17 protein-coding genes are annotated in these 16,383 nt (G+C 60.9%); all 17 read left to right on the top strand.

From position 1 onward, the window contains the following. The first annotated feature begins 11 nt into the window (after window positions 1-11). The 17 genes from ABQM86_RS13490 (at window position 12) to ABQM86_RS13410 (ending at window position 16,283) form a co-directional block, all read left to right on the top strand. Window positions 12-857 (top strand): L-threonylcarbamoyladenylate synthase, encoded by an 846-nt coding sequence (locus tag ABQM86_RS13490; RefSeq protein WP_280623087.1) that lies wholly within the window; start codon window positions 12-14, stop codon window positions 855-857. Beyond that, window positions 854-1,642 carry a WecB/TagA/CpsF family glycosyltransferase gene (locus ABQM86_RS13485; protein WP_369744655.1) on the top strand — a complete coding sequence of 263 codons (789 nt, stop codon included), beginning with the start codon at window positions 854-856 and terminating at the stop codon, window positions 1,640-1,642. Before ABQM86_RS13490 ends, ABQM86_RS13485 begins: the two co-directional genes overlap by 4 nt. Beyond that, window positions 1,639-2,595 carry a glycosyltransferase gene (locus ABQM86_RS13480; RefSeq protein ID WP_369744654.1) on the top strand — a complete coding sequence of 319 codons (957 nt, stop codon included), beginning with the start codon at window positions 1,639-1,641 and terminating at the stop codon, window positions 2,593-2,595. Before ABQM86_RS13485 ends, ABQM86_RS13480 begins: the two co-directional genes overlap by 4 nt. A 282-nt stretch (window positions 2,596-2,877) precedes the next feature. Further along, window positions 2,878-3,990, top strand: a complete 1,113-nt coding sequence (locus ABQM86_RS13475) for an MraY family glycosyltransferase (protein WP_089595539.1) — start codon at window positions 2,878-2,880, stop codon at window positions 3,988-3,990. A 119-nt stretch (window positions 3,991-4,109) separates the two neighbouring features. Further along, window positions 4,110-4,604: a hypothetical protein gene (locus ABQM86_RS13470; RefSeq protein WP_280623084.1), complete on the top strand. Its 495-nt coding sequence runs from the start codon at window positions 4,110-4,112 to the stop codon at window positions 4,602-4,604. Beyond that, the gene (locus tag ABQM86_RS13465) at window positions 4,591-4,926 is read left to right on the top strand and encodes a hypothetical protein (RefSeq protein WP_207593903.1); all 336 of its coding nucleotides are present in this window, start codon (window positions 4,591-4,593) and stop codon (window positions 4,924-4,926) included. The genes ABQM86_RS13470 and ABQM86_RS13465 overlap by 14 nt, the downstream gene beginning before the upstream one ends. An 81-nt stretch (window positions 4,927-5,007) precedes the next feature. Then, the gene (atpB, locus tag ABQM86_RS13460; RefSeq protein ID WP_017199729.1) at window positions 5,008-5,808 is read left to right on the top strand and encodes a F0F1 ATP synthase subunit A; all 801 of its coding nucleotides are present in this window, start codon (window positions 5,008-5,010) and stop codon (window positions 5,806-5,808) included. Between the two features lie 77 nt (window positions 5,809-5,885). Then, complete coding sequence (gene atpE / locus ABQM86_RS13455) at window positions 5,886-6,089, top strand: ATP synthase F0 subunit C (RefSeq protein ID WP_009356484.1); 204 nt, start codon at window positions 5,886-5,888, stop codon at window positions 6,087-6,089. A gap of 56 nt (window positions 6,090-6,145) precedes the next feature. Continuing rightward, a complete protein-coding gene (locus ABQM86_RS13450) occupies window positions 6,146-6,697 on the top strand; it encodes a F0F1 ATP synthase subunit B (protein ID WP_280623083.1) in 552 nt (183 codons plus the stop codon). Further along, complete coding sequence (locus ABQM86_RS13445) at window positions 6,697-7,524, top strand: F0F1 ATP synthase subunit delta (RefSeq protein ID WP_280623082.1); 828 nt, start codon at window positions 6,697-6,699, stop codon at window positions 7,522-7,524. The genes ABQM86_RS13450 and ABQM86_RS13445 overlap by 1 nt, the downstream gene beginning before the upstream one ends. 85 nt (window positions 7,525-7,609) lie before the next feature. Next, window positions 7,610-9,247, top strand: coding sequence for a F0F1 ATP synthase subunit alpha (gene atpA, locus ABQM86_RS13440; protein ID WP_207597589.1), 1,638 nt, complete (start codon window positions 7,610-7,612; stop codon window positions 9,245-9,247). Between the two features lie 76 nt (window positions 9,248-9,323). Then, window positions 9,324-10,214, top strand: coding sequence for a F0F1 ATP synthase subunit gamma (locus ABQM86_RS13435; protein ID WP_354514911.1), 891 nt, complete (start codon window positions 9,324-9,326; stop codon window positions 10,212-10,214). Between the two features lie 84 nt (window positions 10,215-10,298). Continuing rightward, window positions 10,299-11,750: a F0F1 ATP synthase subunit beta gene (gene atpD / locus ABQM86_RS13430; protein WP_089595532.1), complete on the top strand. Its 1,452-nt coding sequence runs from the start codon at window positions 10,299-10,301 to the stop codon at window positions 11,748-11,750. Between the two features lies 1 nt (window position 11,751). Further along, window positions 11,752-12,036 (top strand): F0F1 ATP synthase subunit epsilon, encoded by a 285-nt coding sequence (locus tag ABQM86_RS13425; RefSeq protein WP_026540143.1) that lies wholly within the window; start codon window positions 11,752-11,754, stop codon window positions 12,034-12,036. Between the two features lie 10 nt (window positions 12,037-12,046). Beyond that, on the top strand, window positions 12,047-12,478 hold the full coding sequence (locus ABQM86_RS13420) for a DUF2550 domain-containing protein (protein ID WP_207593900.1): 432 nt from the start codon (window positions 12,047-12,049) through the stop codon (window positions 12,476-12,478). 5 nt (window positions 12,479-12,483) lie between these two features. Next, complete coding sequence (locus ABQM86_RS13415) at window positions 12,484-13,785, top strand: alpha/beta hydrolase (RefSeq protein ID WP_369744652.1); 1,302 nt, start codon at window positions 12,484-12,486, stop codon at window positions 13,783-13,785. Further along, on the top strand, window positions 13,782-16,283 hold the full coding sequence (locus ABQM86_RS13410; RefSeq protein ID WP_369744651.1) for a bifunctional lysylphosphatidylglycerol flippase/synthetase MprF: 2,502 nt from the start codon (window positions 13,782-13,784) through the stop codon (window positions 16,281-16,283). Before ABQM86_RS13415 ends, ABQM86_RS13410 begins: the two co-directional genes overlap by 4 nt. Window positions 16,284-16,383 lie beyond the last annotated feature (100 nt).

The following is a 16,383-nucleotide window of genomic DNA, read 5'->3' as shown; positions in this document are numbered from 1 at the left end:
AGAATAGCGCTGTGACCACAACCTACAACTGCACTTCCGATGACCAGCGTGCCGAAGGACTTCAGCACGCCCAGCGTGCCATCAGCGAAAAGAAGTGCATCGTGCTGCCGACGGACACTGTGTACGGCATTGCCGCGGATGCCTTTTCGCCCCTGGCTGTGACGATGTTGCTGGCTTCCAAGGGACGCAGCCGGCAGATGCCGCCTCCGGTGCTGATTCCCCGGATCAACGCCCTTGATGGCCTGGCCACGGACGTACCGGCCGATGCCCGCGCGCTGGCGCAGGCATTTTGGCCCGGTGGACTGACCCTGATCCTCCATGCCCAGCCGTCGTTGGACTGGGATTTGGGCGAGACAAAGGGCACCGTTGCCCTGCGTATGCCCGATGACCAGATTGCCTTGGAACTCCTCGGCCTCACGGGCCCGCTGGCCGTATCATCGGCCAACCGCACCGGCCAGGAAGCAGCCCAGACCGCTGCGGAAGCGCGCATGCAACTGGCCGAATCCGTAGAGGTGTACCTTGAGGGCGGATTCCGGCCCGTGGAAGGTACTGCCGCGCTGCCGTCCACGATCGTGGACGCAACTGCCACCCCGTTCCGGGTAGTGCGCCAAGGAGCCATCTCCTTGGAAAGCCTCCGTGCGATCGTTCCGACCCTCCTCGGCTTTGGCGAGTCTGTTCCCGCCGCTGTTGAAGAACCTGAAGAGGCAGTTGCTGTCGCGGCGACCCCCACGGCGGATGACGCGCCGGTTGAGGTGACCGAGGCCGCCGTCGTCGACGTCGAAGCCACGCCTGATGAGCAATCGGTACCTGACGACCATGTGGAGCCGCCGGCCCCACGAGAAGCCAAGTCCGAATGATTCCGGACCGCCAGCGCGTCCCCGTCCTCGACGTCGACGCTACTCCGTTGCGCGTCCATGAACTCATTGACGCCGTGGGCGGGCTGATTGCTGCCGGGACCACAAGCACTGTGCTCGGCCACAACCTGCACAGCATCACGCTTTTTCATTCATGTCCGGATGTCCGCGCCCTGTACGAAGCAAGCTCCATAGTCCTTCTGGATGGAGCCCCCGCCACGTTGCTGTGGGGAGTTTCCCGGAAGCGGCAAGGTCTGCCCTTGGGTGAAGGGGCCATGGCGTACCGTCTGGGTTCCATGGACTGGATCCCTGAACTCGGCAAGGTTCCCGGATTGCAGCGGGTCGCAGTGGTCGGAGCCGGCAGGGAGGCCAATACCGAAGCGGTGGCCCGCCTGCGGTCCATCATTCCCGGCGCCACGGTGGACGGCATGCCCGGCGAAGGTTGGGATGACGCCCTTGAAGACGCCGTAGTGGGCTGGCTGAACACGTTCCGGCCGCAACTGGTGCTGTTGGGTCTGGGGATGCCGCTCCAGGAGCATGTCCTGCATCGCAGGCTGGGGGAACTGCCGCCGGCCGCCTACTGCGCCGTTGGAGGCGCGATCGAGCAGGTTGCCGGTATCCAGAAACTGGCACCGCGCTGGCTGGGGCGCCTGGGGCTCGAATGGGCCTGGCGTCTGGTCCTCCACCCGGGCCGGGTTGCCTACAGAGTTTTCATTGAGCCGTGGAAGCTTGCCGGCCTGCTGGTCCGGCGCCGTTTCAATCACCCAAGACCAAAGGCAAGTAAATGACGTCCCAAGCTGTTGTGGTCGCCGTCGTGGTGACTTATAACCGGCGTGAACTCCTCCAGACCACACTGGCGGGCATCGCAGCCGGCACCCGGGTTCCGGACGCCGTCGTCGTGGTGGACAACGCTTCCACTGATGGGACCGCAGAGTACTTGCGGGAGTATGAAGGGCCGCTGGCTACGGACATCGTCACGCTCACCGCCAATGTGGGCGGTGCAGGTGGATTTGTGGTCGGCATGGAACGCGCCCTGCTGGATCACGGTGCGGACCACGTCTGGATCATGGACGACGACACCGAGCCGCAACCAGGCGCGCTTGCCGAAGCACTGGATGTTTCCACGGCGTATCAGCAGGAAACAGGAGATACGCCGGCCTTCATCGCCAGCCGCGTTGTCTGGACCGATGGCCGTGAGCACCCCATGAACCGCATGCGGCCCCGGATGGGTGCCAGCGAAAACGCACGCAATGCTGCTGCGCGTGTGGGTGCCACCCAGATCCGCAGCGCTTCCTTCGTGTCAGTCCTGATCCGAGCCGAAGAAATCAGGAAATACGGCCTTCCCATCGCGGACTATTTCATCTGGAACGACGACCTTGAGTACACCGCCAGGGTTTCGCGCAGGGGAACAGCACTGACCACGGAAGCATCGGTGGCCAATCACCACACCAAGGTCTTTGGTGACGCCGGTGCTGACCCCGGACCGCGCTTCTACTACGAGGTTCGGAACAAGCTGTGGGTCTACACCCGTTCCAGTGCCTTGGCGCCGTGGGAAAAGGTACTTTTCACCGGTGCGTCGTTGCGCAACTGGACCCGCACCATTGCTGCATCGCCCAACCGCAAAGTACTGCTGGGCGGGCTTCTCAAGGGCCTGCGCCACAGCCTCAAAGCACCGCGTTCCAATGCGCAGGTGCTTGAGGGAATCTATGCGTTGCGGAACGTCCAAGAGCCTGCCAGCTGACAGCGGCGCAGCTAAAACCCGGTCAAACAGGCGTGGGTCTTGCGGCTGCGTCACAGGGTGGTCACGTCCATTGGCATTAGTATCGTGACTAGAGTCCACAGAAATCCCGCAACATTCGGCACAGCCGGTGCAGGCATGGCGACGGAGTAGTTCCATTTATCCACACACAGAATTCCACACCTCAAGGTGCCCGGAAACCACCGGCTTTCACCCGACGCGTCGGCAGCGTCAGTACATTGCCATTTCCGGAACAGTGGGCGGGCTGCTCCCGGGAGCCGCATCATGATCATGTATCTGCTGATGGCACTCACGGCTGCCGTGGTGTCCTACGCGGGAACGTGGGGTGCCCGCGTGGCCGGAAACAAACTGCGCCTGTACCGTCCCATCCGCAGCCGCGACATGCACTCTGCCCTGATTTCCAAGCTCGGCGGGCTGGGCATCTTTGCGGGTTTCTTCGTCGCCCTGGTAGTTGCCAGCAACTCATTCTTCGTGAAGGACATTTTCAGGCACAACGATGCGCCCTGGGGGATCCTGGCCGGTGCTGTGGTGATCGTCGCCGTGGGGGTGGCAGATGACATCCTGGACATCCGATGGTGGATCAAGCTGCTGGGCCAGGGCGCTGCCGCTCTCATCGTGGCACTGTGGGGCGTCCGGATGTCGGTGGTGCCCTTCATCCCGGAGCCGATATTCCTCGAGTCTGAGATCCTTCAGATTGTGCTTACGGCGGGACTCATTGTCACCACCATGAACGCCGTCAACTTCATTGACGGACTGGACGGTTTGGCAGCGGGAGTGGCCATCATTGGTGGCGGCGCCTTCTTCCTCACGGCTTATTGGGTCCACAGGAACAATCCGTCCACCGACAACTCAGACCTTGCCACACTCCTGATGGCCATCCTCGTGGGTAGTTGCATCGGGTTCCTGCCGCACAACTGGTTCCCGGCAAAAATCTTCATGGGTGACTCGGGGGCCATGCTCATCGGCCTGCTCATGGCGTCAGCCGGTGTCGTAGCCACGGGACAGATCGGCTCGGGCCTTTATGACCGTGCCAACGGCATCCCCACGATCGTTCCAATTTTGCTGCCCTTTGCGGTTCTGTCCCTGCCCCTCCTGGATCTGGGGATGGCCGTGGTCCGCAGGACTGCGAGGGGTCAGTCGCCATGGTCGGCTGACCGCGGACACCTCCACCATAAGCTGGTGGACCTCGGCTACTCGCACCGTGCCGCCGTCGTCATGCTCTATGTCTGGACGTGCATCCTGGCGTTCGGTGGCGTCGCTTTCGCCGTCTTCCCATGGCAGATTGTGCTCATCGTGGTTGTGGTCGCGGCTCTCGTCATGGCCGCCGTGACTGCGTGGCCCTACTTCACCCGGAACTCGACGCGACCGGGGGAGTAGTTGTGGCGGCTGGTTATCGTCACAGTTCTATCTCATGTAGAATTCTTTCTGCGGACAGTCACTCGCCCGTAACCCCACTTTGAGAATATGGCACCTGTGCCACGAGGATTGGTATCCCCATGACATCCAACGCCGAAACCGGACGCCCGTCCGGTAAACGTGGTGTTGGAGTTTCCAGTGAGACATCGAATCTCTGGCTCCGGCTGCTCTCTCTTAGCGCTGCAGCAGCAGTGGCCGCAGTTGTGGTCACCTGCATCATCGCGGCCTTCATGGATGGCGGACAAGGAGCGCTTTCAGTAGCGTTCGGTGCTGCCGTGGTCATGCTCTTTTTCAGCATCAGCCTTCTCATCGGCCACTTCGTCGGCCGGAACAACCCCTCCGGTGCAGTGGGACTCTTTGTTGCCTCATATTTCATCAAGGTTGTCGGATTTGCCGTTGTGCTGTTCGTGATCGGCGCGCCGGACTGGCTGAATGACCGCTGGTTCATCATCGGGGCCGTGGTCACCGTGGTGGTCTGGCAAGCTGCGGAAATCTACGGTTTCAGCAAGGCCCGCTTCCAGATCTACAACGATCCTGTTGAAGAGAAGAAGGGTGGCCCGGATGTCTCCGCGTAAGCGATATTCACGCCCGGCCGCACCAGCCCAGCAACGTGGAAAAGCCAATGAAGCCGCAGAAGCCGGAAACGACGGCGGATACAACGCCGGCATCGCCGTCTTCAGCTACATCATTGGCGGGATCATTGTCTGGAGTTTGATAGGCTGGGGTCTGGATAATCTGTGGGGGACCCGCTGGATTGTGCTCCTTGGCGCTCTGCTGGGAGCCGCAGGAGGGTTCTATCTTTCCCATATGCACGGCCTCACCAGGCAAAGCTCCTCTGCTGGCGAGAGCAACGCAGACAGCGGTCCGTCCACGGACGGGGACAGTAATGCCAAATAATTTCACATGGATTGTGGATGCGTCCAACGCTTCCGGATTCCAACCAATGCCCAATGATGGACACAGCAGAGAGGAAACGCGTTGATCGCGCTTGCGCTCCCCGCCCAGGATTCGGGGTCCTTCACCCCACCCGGAATCGACGAAATGCACCTGCCGGCAATCCTGCCTTGGGGTGCGCACGACGGATTCTCCAAGCAGATGCTGCTGGTGATCCTTTCGGTCGTCATTATCGCTACATTCTTCATCCTCGCTGCACGTAAGCAGCAGCTGGTTCCCGGCAAGCTGCAGTTCGCAGGCGAGATGGCTTACGGCTTCGTCCGGAACAGCATTGCCAAGGACATCATCGGCGGCAAGGACTTTATCAAATACGTCCCGCTGCTGTTCAGCTTGTTCTTCTTCATTCTGGTGAACAACATCTACGGTGCCATTCCGGTCATCCAGCTCCCCAGCTTCTCGCACGTTGGTGGAGCCTATGTCCTCGCAGGCATCGTGTACTTCACCTGGATCATCATCGGCATCAAGAAGAACGGCCTGAAGTACTTCAAGCTCGCGACCGTTCCTTCGGGCGTGCCCTGGTACATCCTGCCGATCGTTGTTCCGATCGAAATCATCTCCAACTTCCTGGTCCGCCCCGTCACGCACAGCCTCCGTTTGTTCGCGACCATGCTGGCCGGCCACCTGATCGTGATGCTCGCCGGCTCCGGCATCGAGTACCTGGTCATGCAGGAGAACGTCCTCCTCAAGGGCACCTCCGTCCTGGTACTGGTCGGCGCCATCGCCATGTACATGCTCGAAGCACTGATCATGGCCCTGCAGGCCTACGTGTTCACGCTGTTGACCGCGATCTACATTGAAGGCGCCCTGCACGCCGACAGCCACTAGGCTCCAAAACTTCCCCTTGTGGGGATTGAAGTAAACCAAACAACCTGCCACATGGGTGGCATCTTGAAAGGAAAAAAATGGAAGGCAATCTCAACCTCGTAGGTTACGGTCTGTCCGCAATCGGCGGTGGTATCGGTGTGGGTCTCGTATTCGCGGCTTACATCAACGGTGTTGCTCGTCAGCCGGAAGCTCAGCGTGTGCTGCAGCCGATCGCGTTCCTTGGTCTGGCACTGACCGAAGCTCTCGCCATCCTCGGCCTCGTTTTCGCCTTCGTTCTCTAGTCTTCGGCTTCAGAACCAAGCGAATTCCGCAACCGAGTAGATAGGACGGGTGAAATATGAATCAGCTGATCATCTCAGCCGCCACTGAAGGCGAGACCAACCCTCTCGTTCCCAATGTTTGGGAAATGGGTGTCGTCCTCGTCGGCTTTGCTGTCCTCCTGTACATCGTGGTCAAGTTCATTGTCCCGATGTTCGAGAAGACCTTCGCAGAGCGCGCCGAAGCAATTGAAGGTGGCATTGCAAAGGCCGAAGCGGCCCAGGCGGAAGCTTCTGCAGCTCTTGAAGAGTACAAGCAGCAGCTCACCGACGCCCGCGCCGAGGCCAACCGCATCCGCGAAGAAGCACGCGCCGAAGGCGCCCAGATCCTCGCGGACCTGAAGGCCAAAGCAGCTGCGGAGTCCGCACGGATCACCGAGCAGGCACACGCTGCCATCGAATCGGAGCGCCAGGCAGCTGTTGTCTCGCTTCGTTCCGAGGTTGGCACCCTGGCCACCACGCTGGCCGGCCGCATTGTTGGTGAGTCACTCACTGACGATCAGCGCGCCGCACGCGTTGTGGACCGCTTCCTTGCAGATCTGGAGACCCAGAGCGCAGGTGCAGCTAAGTAATGGCAGGTATATCGAGCGAATCGCTGACCACAGCGCTGGCGCAGTTGGAAGCCAAGCTTCCCTTTGCCTCGCTGCAGTTGGCTAAGGACCTCTTCGGAATCCTGGGAACGGTGGACAGCTCGGCTGGCTTGCGCCGCGCCCTGACTGACCCGTCCCGTAATGGAGACGAAAAGTCGGCGCTGGTCAAGCAGCTGGTTGGCGGAAAAGTCTCCGCTGATGCTGCTGAAATTGCGGGCGGACTGGCCAGCTCACGCTGGGCATCGGCTCGCGATATCGGCGATGCACTCGAGACGCTTGCCGCCACGGTGGTCATTGCCGTAGCTGAAAACAAGTCGGCCGTTTCTGCCTCCGGTATCACGGGGCTGGAAGAGCTGGAAAACGATCTGTTTGCTTTCAATCAGGCCGTCGCCTCCAGCCACGAAGTACAACGTGCTCTGTCTGAGCCGCAGGCGTCGCCCGCGGCGAAGATTGCACTGGCCGAGAAGCTTGTTCCTGGCAGCAGCGAGGAAGCCAAGGTTCTCATCAGCCAGGCAGTGACGCAGCCGCGCGGCGTCAAGCCGAGCAAGCTCGTCGATTCTTTCGCAAAGCTTGCCGCCAAGCGCCAGCAGCGCTGGATTGCAACTGTCAGCGTTACCCGTCCGTTGACGGAAACGCAGGCCAGCCGTCTGCAGGCCGGGCTGGATGCCCTGTACGGCCGCGAACTGAAGGTCAACGTCAATGTTGACCCCGCACTGATCGGTGGAATCCGTGTCCAGGTGGGTGACGAAGTGCTCGACGCTTCGGTAGTTGCCCGCCTCAGCGAACTCCGCCGTCAGCTTGCTGGCTAGCGAAGACAAAGCACAACTTAACTGATATAAAACCCGGTCATCGTGAGCAACGATGATCACGAAAACAGGAGAGCAGGGACTGCAGATGGCCGAATTGACCATCAACGCCGACGACGTCCGTAATGCGTTGAACGAGTTCGCGGCGTCCTACGAACCCGGTAACGCAGAGCGCGTAGAGGTTGGTCGTGTGACCACCGCAAGTGACGGCATCGCCCGTGTTGAGGGTCTTCCCTCGGTCATGGCGAACGAGCTGCTTCGCTTCGAAGATGGCACGCTGGGCCTGGCCCAGAACCTTGACGTCCGCGAGATCGGTGTCATTATCCTCGGTGACTTCACCGGTATTGAAGAAGGCCAGGAAGTTCACCGCACCGGTGAGATTCTGTCCGTTCCGGTTGGCGACGCCTTCCTGGGTCGCGTTGTCGACCCGCTGGGCCAGCCGATTGATGACCTTGGCGAAATCAAGGCCGAAGGCACCCGCGCACTGGAACTCCAGGCTCCGGGCGTTACCGAACGCAAGTCGGTTCACGAACCGATGCAGACCGGCCTCAAGGCTATCGACGCCATGATCCCGATCGGCCGTGGCCAGCGTCAGCTGATCATTGGTGACCGCCAGACCGGTAAGACGGCCATCGCCGTGGACACCATCATCAACCAGAAGGCCAACTGGGCTTCGGGAGATGTCACCAAGCAGGTTCGCTGCGTTTACGTTGGTGTTGGCCAGAAGGCTTCCACCATCGCAGCCGTCCGCCAGACCCTTGAGGACCACGGCGCACTGGAGTACACCACCATCGTGGCCTCCCCGGCATCTGACCCCGCTGGCTTCAAGTACCTGGCACCGTATGCAGGTTCGGCCATCGGCCAGCACTGGATGTACGGCGGCAAGCACGTTCTGGTGATCTTCGATGACCTGTCCAAGCAGGCCGAAGCCTACCGCGCCGTGTCCCTTCTGCTGCGCCGTCCGCCGGGACGCGAAGCATACCCGGGTGACGTGTTCTACTTGCACTCCCGCCTGCTGGAGCGTTGTGCCAAGCTCTCCGACGAGCTCGGTGCAGGTTCGATGACCGGTCTTCCGATCGTCGAGACCAAGGCAAACGACGTCTCCGCGTACATCCCGACCAACGTGATCTCCATCACCGATGGCCAGATCTTCCTCCAGTCGGACCTCTTCAACGCCAACCAGCGCCCCGCTGTTGACGTCGGTGTGTCCGTCTCCCGCGTTGGTGGCGCTGCACAGGTCAAGTCCATGAAGAAGGTCTCCGGTACCTTGAAGCTGGACCTGGCCCAGTACCGCGACATGCAGGCATTCGCCATGTTCGCCTCGGACCTGGATGCTGCATCGCGTCAGCAGCTGACCCGTGGTGCACGCCTGATGGAACTGCTGAAGCAGGGCCAGTACTCACCGTTCCCGGTTGAGAACCAGGTTGTTTCCATCTGGGCCGGCACCAAGGGTCATCTGGACGACGTTCCGGTTGAGGACATCAGCCGCTTCGAGTCCGAGTTCCTGGAGCACCTCACGCACAAGTCCTCCATCCTGACCACGCTGGCGCAGACCAACGTCCTGGATGACGACACCGCTGCAGCCTTGGAGGAAGCGATCGTTTCCTTCAAGAAGGGCTTCTTCGGAGAAGGCGACAACCACCTGGTTGGCGCCGGCCACGAAGAGCACGCAGCGATCTCCGGCGGCGACGTCGACCAGGAAAAGATCGTCAAGCAGAAGCGCTAGTTCCGATCACCTGCCCTGCCGGGGTCCGCAAGGGCCCCGGCAGGGCAGCACATCGGGAACTTAGGAAAGGATAAGTATGGGAGCCCAGATTCGGGTCTACCGTCAGAAGATCAGCTCGACGACGTCGATGCGCAAGATCTTCAAGGCGATGGAACTGATCGCTACCTCGCGCATCGGTAAGGCCCGCGCCCGCGTAGCAGCTTCACTGCCCTACGCGAACGCGATTACCCGCGCCGTTTCTGCTGTCGCAACTCAGAGCGAAATCGACCACCCGCTGACCACCGAGCCGGAGCAGATCCGTCGTGCCGCAGTCCTGATTATTACATCGGACCGTGGCCTTGCAGGATCGTACTCCGCGAGCGTGCTCAAGCAGGCTGAAGGTCTCACCGAGCTTCTTCACGCAGAAGGCAAGGAAGTCAAGGCGTACCTGGTTGGCCGCAAGGCGCAGGCGTACTTCGATTTCCGCAACCGGCCATACGCCCGCGTATGGACCGGTGGCACGGACGCGCCGGAATTCGAAACAGCACAGGAAGTCGGAGCTGCACTTCTCGAAGACTTCTCCACTGACTTCGAAGAGGGTGGCGTGGATGAGATCCACGTCGTCTACACCCGCTTCAAGTCGATGGTGACGCAGGAGCCTACGGTTATCCGTTTGCTTCCGCTGGAGGTCGTCGAAGAGGAAGCAACCTCGGAATCCGAGCTGTTGCCGTTGTACGAGTTTGAACCGGAAACAGAGCAGGTGCTTGACGCACTGCTTCCGCGTTACATCGAGTCCCGCATCTTCGCAGCCATGCTGCAGGCCGCTGCTTCCGAGCTCGCAGCCCGCCAGCGTGCCATGAAGTCGGCCGGTGACAACGCTACGGATTTGATCAAGAAGTACACGCGCCTTCGCAACACGGCCCGTCAGGCCGAGATTACGCAGGAGCTTTCCGAAATCGTTGCCGGCGCCGACGCCCTCGCGTCTTAGCCTGCACCGGATTCGGTTCCAAGCCGCACCTGCAACAAACAGATAAACTTAACCCCACGCCATCTACTGAGTGAAGTGAGAGAGATGACTGCCACTGCTACCGAACACGTAGCAACGGCCGGTGCCACCGGCCGCATTGCCCGTGTTATTGGTCCGGTTGTCGACGTCGAATTCCCGGCTGACGCAATCCCCTCGATTTACAACGCTCTGACCACTGAGATCACTCTCAACGGCCAGACGAAGACCATCACGTTCGAGACCTCCCAGCACCTGGGTGACAACCTCGTCCGCGCCATCTCCCTGCAGGCAACCGACGGACTTGTCCGCGGCACCACCGTGCAGGACTCCGGCGCTCCGATCTCGGTGCCCGTCGGCGACGGCGTCAAGGGCCACATCTTCAACGTTCTCGGCAAGCCGTTGGACGTCGAAGAGTCCGAGATCAAGGCTGACGCCTACTGGCCGATCCACCGCAAGGCTCCGGCCTTCGCATCCCTCGAGGGCTCCACGGAGATGCTCGAGACCGGTATCAAGGTCATCGACCTTCTCACTCCGTACATCAAGGGTGGAAAGATCGGCCTGTTCGGTGGCGCCGGTGTTGGCAAGACCGTTCTGATCCAGGAAATGATCACCCGTGTTGCCCGCAACTTCGGTGGTACTTCCGTATTCGCCGGCGTCGGCGAGCGTACCCGTGAAGGTAACGACCTCTGGGTTGAAATGGAAGAGGCAGGCGTCCTCAAGGACACCGCTCTTGTGTTCGGCCAGATGGATGAGCCGCCGGGAACGCGTCTGCGCGTGGCCCTGTCGGCCCTGACCATGGCGGAGTACTTCCGCGATGTCCAGAACCAGGACGTGTTGCTCTTCATCGACAACATCTTCCGCTTCACCCAGGCAGGCTCGGAAGTTTCCACGCTGCTCGGCCGTATGCCGTCCGCTGTGGGCTACCAGCCCAACCTTGCTGACGAGATGGGCCTCCTCCAGGAGCGCATCACCTCCACCAAGGGTCACTCCATCACGTCGATGCAGGCCATCTACGTGCCGGCTGATGACTACACCGACCCGGCCCCGGCCACGACCTTCGCACACCTCGACGCAACCACGGAACTTTCCCGTGAAATCGCATCCCGTGGTCTGTACCCGGCCGTTGACCCGCTGACGTCGACTTCCCGCATCCTGGATCCCCAGTACATCGGCAAGGACCACTACAACACGGCTGTCCGTGTTAAGCAGATCCTGCAGAAGAACAAGGAACTTCAGGACATCATCGCCATCCTTGGTGTTGACGAACTGTCTGAAGAGGACAAGATCGTCGTGTCGCGTGCACGTCGCATCCAGCAGTTCCTCTCCCAGAACACCTACACCGCCAAGCAGTTCACCGGCGTCGAGGGTTCCACCGTGTCCATCAAGGACACCGTGGAAGGCTTCACGGCCATCTGCGACGGCGAGCTGGACCACATTGCAGAGCAGGCGTTCTTCAACGTCGGTGGCCTGGATGACGTCGAGCGTCAGTGGGCCAAGATCCAGGAACAGACCAAGTAGTATGGCTGAGCTCGAGGTTGAGATTGTCGCAGCGGACCACTTCGTGTGGTCCGGCGCGGCCAAGATGGTGAAGGCCCGCACCAGCGATGGTGAAATCGGAATCCTACCGGGCCACTCGCCCCTTCTGGCCATCCTGGCTGAGGGCGAGCTGGCAATCCAGCCGGTTTCCGGTGACCGTATTGCGGTAGTGGTCGACGGCGGATTCTTCTCCGTTGACAACGATCGCGTGGTCATTGTTGCTGACAACGCCAAATTGGGCGAAGCGGCTACAGCGGGGATCCGATAGCACGACCTTGATGGACGATTCCCTTATTCCGTTCATCGCCCTGGCAACAGCGTTTACGTTGCTGATCATTTCACTGTGCCTGTTCGGGGTGCGCCGCTTCAACCTGCGGCGTGCCCTGGGCACGGTAGACGCCTCCATTTGCACGGCTGGAAACAGCTGGCAGATGGGGGTTTGTCGTTATCAGGACAATGAGCTGGAGTGGTTCCGCTTGATGTCCTTGAGCGTGATCCCCAAGCACAGATTTACGCGCAGTTCGCTCGAACTGCTGGGCCGCCGCCAACCCACGGAAGATGAACTCGTCAGGGTGCAGCCCGGCGTTGTGGTTGTTGAATTGCAGTACGAAGGCCAAAAGTTCATGCTCGCCATGAATTTCGACGCTTACGCAGGGTTGTCCTCCTGGTTGGAGGCCGGTCCGGTCATCGGCGTCGGTACCTGGCGCTAGGCGTTATGGATTTTCTTTCCGACGTCAGCCTGGTTGGTGGTCCGTTCCTCTGGTTCAGCATTGCTTGCGGTGCTGCCGGTGGAATGTACCTGCTCTGGCGACGACGACGTTCCTGGCCCCTGGTCGTTGTGGGCTCTCTCGCCGTTTCTGCCGGCATCGTGGCGTTGATCCACTGGATCCTGGTGGATCTCATGGCCACTTTTTCAGAGAACCTGCCCTTTGAGACGCTGGCATGGTCTGTGCCGGCTGTTGCAGCTGTCCTTCTCTGCGCGGCCCGCCTTCCACGCAACTCCGTTAAAGGCCGCTCCCTCAGCGTCCTGGCGATGCTGGGAGTCGTCCTTCTGAGTGCTGTCCAAGTGAATCTCTACTTCGGGCTCAACAACTCGGTAGGAGATTTGCTGGGTACTGCAGTGGCCCGCATTCAGCCGCTGGAGGCCGGCCTTCAACGGAGTCCGGACAGTAGTAAGCCCGGCCCCGCCCTCCCGGAGTGGAAAGCCCCCGCGGCCATGCCGGCGCACGGAATTCTGCGCAAGGCCGACGTCCCCGGCACCACTTCCGGTTTCACTGCACGGGAAGCGTACATTTATCTTCCCCCCGCATATCAAACCGAACCCCGCCCCAAACTGCCTGTGCTGGTGCTCTTCTCAGGACAGCCCGGTGGCCCGGCCGACTGGTTGACGGGCGGCCAGCTCCGCTCCCAACTCGACCGCTTCGCCGAAGCCCACCACGGAGTGGCTCCGGTGACGGTGGTGGTGGATCCGAACGGCTCAAGCGGCGCCAACACCATGTGCATGGACAGCATGATTGCCCCTGCGGACACATATCTCTCCAGGGATGTTCCGGCCTGGATCACCTCCACGCTGGACGTCTCGGATGACCCCCGGCTGTGGGCCGTGGGCGGTTTCTCGTTTGGGGGAACATGCGCCATGCAGATGGGCACAGCCCACCCGGAGCTCTTCCCCACCGTGCTGGCGTTCGCGGCGGAACGGGAACCTGCATTGGCCAAGGATCGAAACAAGACCATTCAGGACTCGTTCGACGGCGACACAGCGGCTTTCGAGTCGAGGACGCCTTTGGCCTTGATGCAGCAACGCACTTATGCGGGAAGCGCTGCCTACTTCACGGCCGGCGAAACTGACCACGAATTCACCGACTACATGCATGAGCTCGCTGACGCTGCCCGGCGCGCAGGCTTCGCAGCAGAAGAACATACCATCCCGCACGCAGGACACTCTTGGGACGCTGTTGTCCGGGGAATGCCCGGAGCCTTGGGTTTCCTTGCCGACCGCTGGGAGCTGTCCCGGTGAGCCGTGCCCTCAAGGGTGTGATCAAGCCGGCCGTGCTGCAGGCGGGCAGGCACGTGCGGGCCACGCCGATTACCCTGCTGGTACTGGGCTTGTTTGTGTTGTTGTCCGTGGTTTCGGACAGTTTCCTGTCCGGTCCGCCGGAGCCGTGGCTTGCTTTCGCCGGCGTATCACTTGATGGTCTGCGGTCTGGAGAATGGTGGTCCATTTGGACGTCGCTGTTCTTCACCACCAATCCCTTGGCTTATGCCACAGCGATCCTGATGATCGTGTTCCTTCTGGGCCTTGCCGAGCGGCACCTGGGGTCACTCAAGACTGCTTGTGTCTTCTTGGGCGCCCAGTTCGCGTGCGTGTCGGCATTCCTCCTGGTCACCCAAGTGGCGCAGTACTCAGATGACGGCTGGCTGTCGCGAATGGTGGATAGCCGGCTGATTGGGCCCTACGGGGCAGCGATGGCTACTGCGTTGGCAGCCAGCGCCCTGCTCCCTACGCTGTGGCAACGGCGCCTGCGCACGGTGGCCCTTTCGGTTTCCTTGCTCCTGGTTCTCTACGTTGGGCACGCTGAGACGGTGGTGGGTTTCCTGGGGGCCCTGATCGGATTGGCCGCAGGGTGGTGGATGCAAAGCAGCCAGGGACATCTCCATCTGCACCGCTCGACGGGCAGGGAAGTACGGAACCTTCTGTCCTTGACGATGGCAATCTTCGCGGTGGGTCCCATCGTTACTGCTGCAGCGAAGAGTCCGTCCGGTCCCCTCGCATTGCTGCGGGACGTCATCCTGAATCCTTTGCCCACTCTCAGCCAGTTGGAAAGCAACTGCGGGGGAACCATTGATGTTGCCTGTTTGGAGGTGGGGCGCCAAGGTTACACGGGCCCGTTCGGTTTGGCGCTGGCAGTGGTACCCGTTGTCCTGCTGCTCATTTGTGCCGATGGCATGAGACGTGGACGCCGGCTGGCCTTGGGGATCGCGATCGGGGTCCAACTGGTAGTGGTGGCGTTGTCAACGATTTACCTTAGCCTCTTTGCCGGCATGCCCAGGCTGCAGGGGCGTCCCCACATCCCCATGCTGAACTCGGCAGTGGTGCACCTGATACCGCTCGTCTTGGTGCCGCTGGTGCTGGCTGTGCTGCTTTTTGTCTACCGTGGCCACTTCCGGGTGGTGTCGTCGGATCGACTCCGGCGCAGAATCTTCTGGTTGGTAGGCCTGACCGGGGCGGGCCTTAGCCTCGCTTACACCGCGGTGTGGTTTGCGTCCGGCGGCATGGACCGCGACGGCGGCTTGCTGGGGTTGGCTGCAGAATTGGCCAGGCAGTATCTTCCCGTTCCACTGCCGGGCGTCTACCGAAAGGTCTTCGCCGAACGTGATGTCGTGGAGGTGTTCCTCTTCTCGTATTCCGGAACGGTGTTCTGGTTGGTGGCGCTGGTGGGCGTATGGATCCTGCTCATCCGTGGACACCATTCCGGCGGACTCGACCACCAGGCCCGCCAGAGAGCCCGTACCCTGGTCAAATCCGGGGGTGACTCATTGTCTTGGATGGCGCTCTGGGAACCCAACAAGTATTGGTTCAACGTTGACGGCACTGGGGGAGTGGCCTACCAGCACCATGGTCACGTGGCCTTGACGTTGGCTGGCCCGTTTGGGTCTGCCCGATATCGTCTGGAAACGGCCAGGGGCTTCCTCGAGTTCTGCACCCAGCAGGCGTTGATACCGTGCTTCTACTCCTGCACGGATGAGCTGTGGCCCATGCTTCAAGCGCGGGGTTTCCGTCGGGTGGCTGTTGCCCAGGAAACCCGCCTGCGGATCAGGGACCTGGAATTCCGGGGTAAGGAGTGGCAGAACGTCAGGACATCGCTGAACCGTGCCAAAAAACTGGGGATAACAGCCAGCTGGGGCCGCTACTCGGAGCTATCGCACGCCGTGCGCGCCCAAGTCACTGAGGTCTCGGAGGAGTGGGCGGCCCAGAAGAAAATTCCGGAGATGGGCTTCACTCTGGGCGGCTTGGACGAGTTGGAGGACGACGACGTGCTGTGCTGCGTTGCCGTTGATGAGGCGGGGTTCGTCTACGGGGTCACCAGTTGGCTTCCGGTCTACGAGGAGGGCCAGGTTGTCAGTTGGACGTTGGACTTCATGAGGCGACGCGGGGACACCTTCCCGGGAGTCATGGAATTCCTGGTTGCCTCGGCCATCCTGCACCTGCGTGGCTCCGTAGAGGTCATCTCATTGTCAGGTTCTCCCTTGGCCAGGGAGAAGGGCGAGATCGAACAGCAGGCTGAGGGCCTGGCGGGAATTCTGGATGCCGTCGGGCAGGCACTGGAACCGGTTTATGGATTCAGGTCATTGGCTTCTTTTAAGTCGAGGTTCCAGCCCGAGTACCGAACGTTGTACATGTATTACCAAGACCCGTTGCACCTTCCGGCAATGGGGCGGGCACTAAGCCGCGCCTATCTGCCCGGATTGTCGGTACGGCATTCAGCCCGGCTGCTCCGGACCCTCGTTGCTTGAATAGTCAACCCCATTCACCGGGGCCAGTTCGTCTTTCTTCATGGTTAGTAACAGATGTTGTCGAAATATCAGACATTATTGGCCCCTTAAACACATTGAC

It is taken from the genome of Paenarthrobacter sp. AMU7 (assembly GCF_041200195.1).
Taxonomy (GTDB): Bacteria; Actinomycetota; Actinomycetes; order Actinomycetales; family Micrococcaceae; genus Arthrobacter.
This window is presented reverse-complemented; position numbering and strand designations above follow the sequence as displayed.

What these genes read in the sequence shown, in the direction of transcription:
- ABQM86_RS13485 (WP_369744655.1), top strand. Translation starts at nt 854, where the DNA reads ATGATTCCGGACCGCCAGCGCGTCCCCGTCCTCGACGTCGACGCTACT.
- ABQM86_RS13480 (WP_369744654.1), top strand. Translation starts at nt 1,639, where the DNA reads ATGACGTCCCAAGCTGTTGTGGTCGCCGTCGTGGTGACTTATAACCGG.
- ABQM86_RS13475 (WP_089595539.1), top strand. Translation starts at nt 2,878, where the DNA reads ATGATCATGTATCTGCTGATGGCACTCACGGCTGCCGTGGTGTCCTAC.
- ABQM86_RS13470 (WP_280623084.1), top strand. Translation starts at nt 4,110, where the DNA reads ATGACATCCAACGCCGAAACCGGACGCCCGTCCGGTAAACGTGGTGTT.
- ABQM86_RS13465 (WP_207593903.1), top strand. Translation starts at nt 4,591, where the DNA reads ATGTCTCCGCGTAAGCGATATTCACGCCCGGCCGCACCAGCCCAGCAA.
- atpE (WP_009356484.1), top strand. Translation starts at nt 5,886, where the DNA reads ATGGAAGGCAATCTCAACCTCGTAGGTTACGGTCTGTCCGCAATCGGC.
- ABQM86_RS13450 (WP_280623083.1), top strand. Translation starts at nt 6,146, where the DNA reads ATGAATCAGCTGATCATCTCAGCCGCCACTGAAGGCGAGACCAACCCT.
- ABQM86_RS13445 (WP_280623082.1), top strand. Translation starts at nt 6,697, where the DNA reads ATGGCAGGTATATCGAGCGAATCGCTGACCACAGCGCTGGCGCAGTTG.
- atpA (WP_207597589.1), top strand. Translation starts at nt 7,610, where the DNA reads ATGGCCGAATTGACCATCAACGCCGACGACGTCCGTAATGCGTTGAAC.
- ABQM86_RS13435 (WP_354514911.1), top strand. Translation starts at nt 9,324, where the DNA reads ATGGGAGCCCAGATTCGGGTCTACCGTCAGAAGATCAGCTCGACGACG.
- atpD (WP_089595532.1), top strand. Translation starts at nt 10,299, where the DNA reads ATGACTGCCACTGCTACCGAACACGTAGCAACGGCCGGTGCCACCGGC.
- ABQM86_RS13425 (WP_026540143.1), top strand. Translation starts at nt 11,752, where the DNA reads ATGGCTGAGCTCGAGGTTGAGATTGTCGCAGCGGACCACTTCGTGTGG.
- ABQM86_RS13420 (WP_207593900.1), top strand. Translation starts at nt 12,047, where the DNA reads ATGGACGATTCCCTTATTCCGTTCATCGCCCTGGCAACAGCGTTTACG.
- ABQM86_RS13415 (WP_369744652.1), top strand. Translation starts at nt 12,484, where the DNA reads ATGGATTTTCTTTCCGACGTCAGCCTGGTTGGTGGTCCGTTCCTCTGG.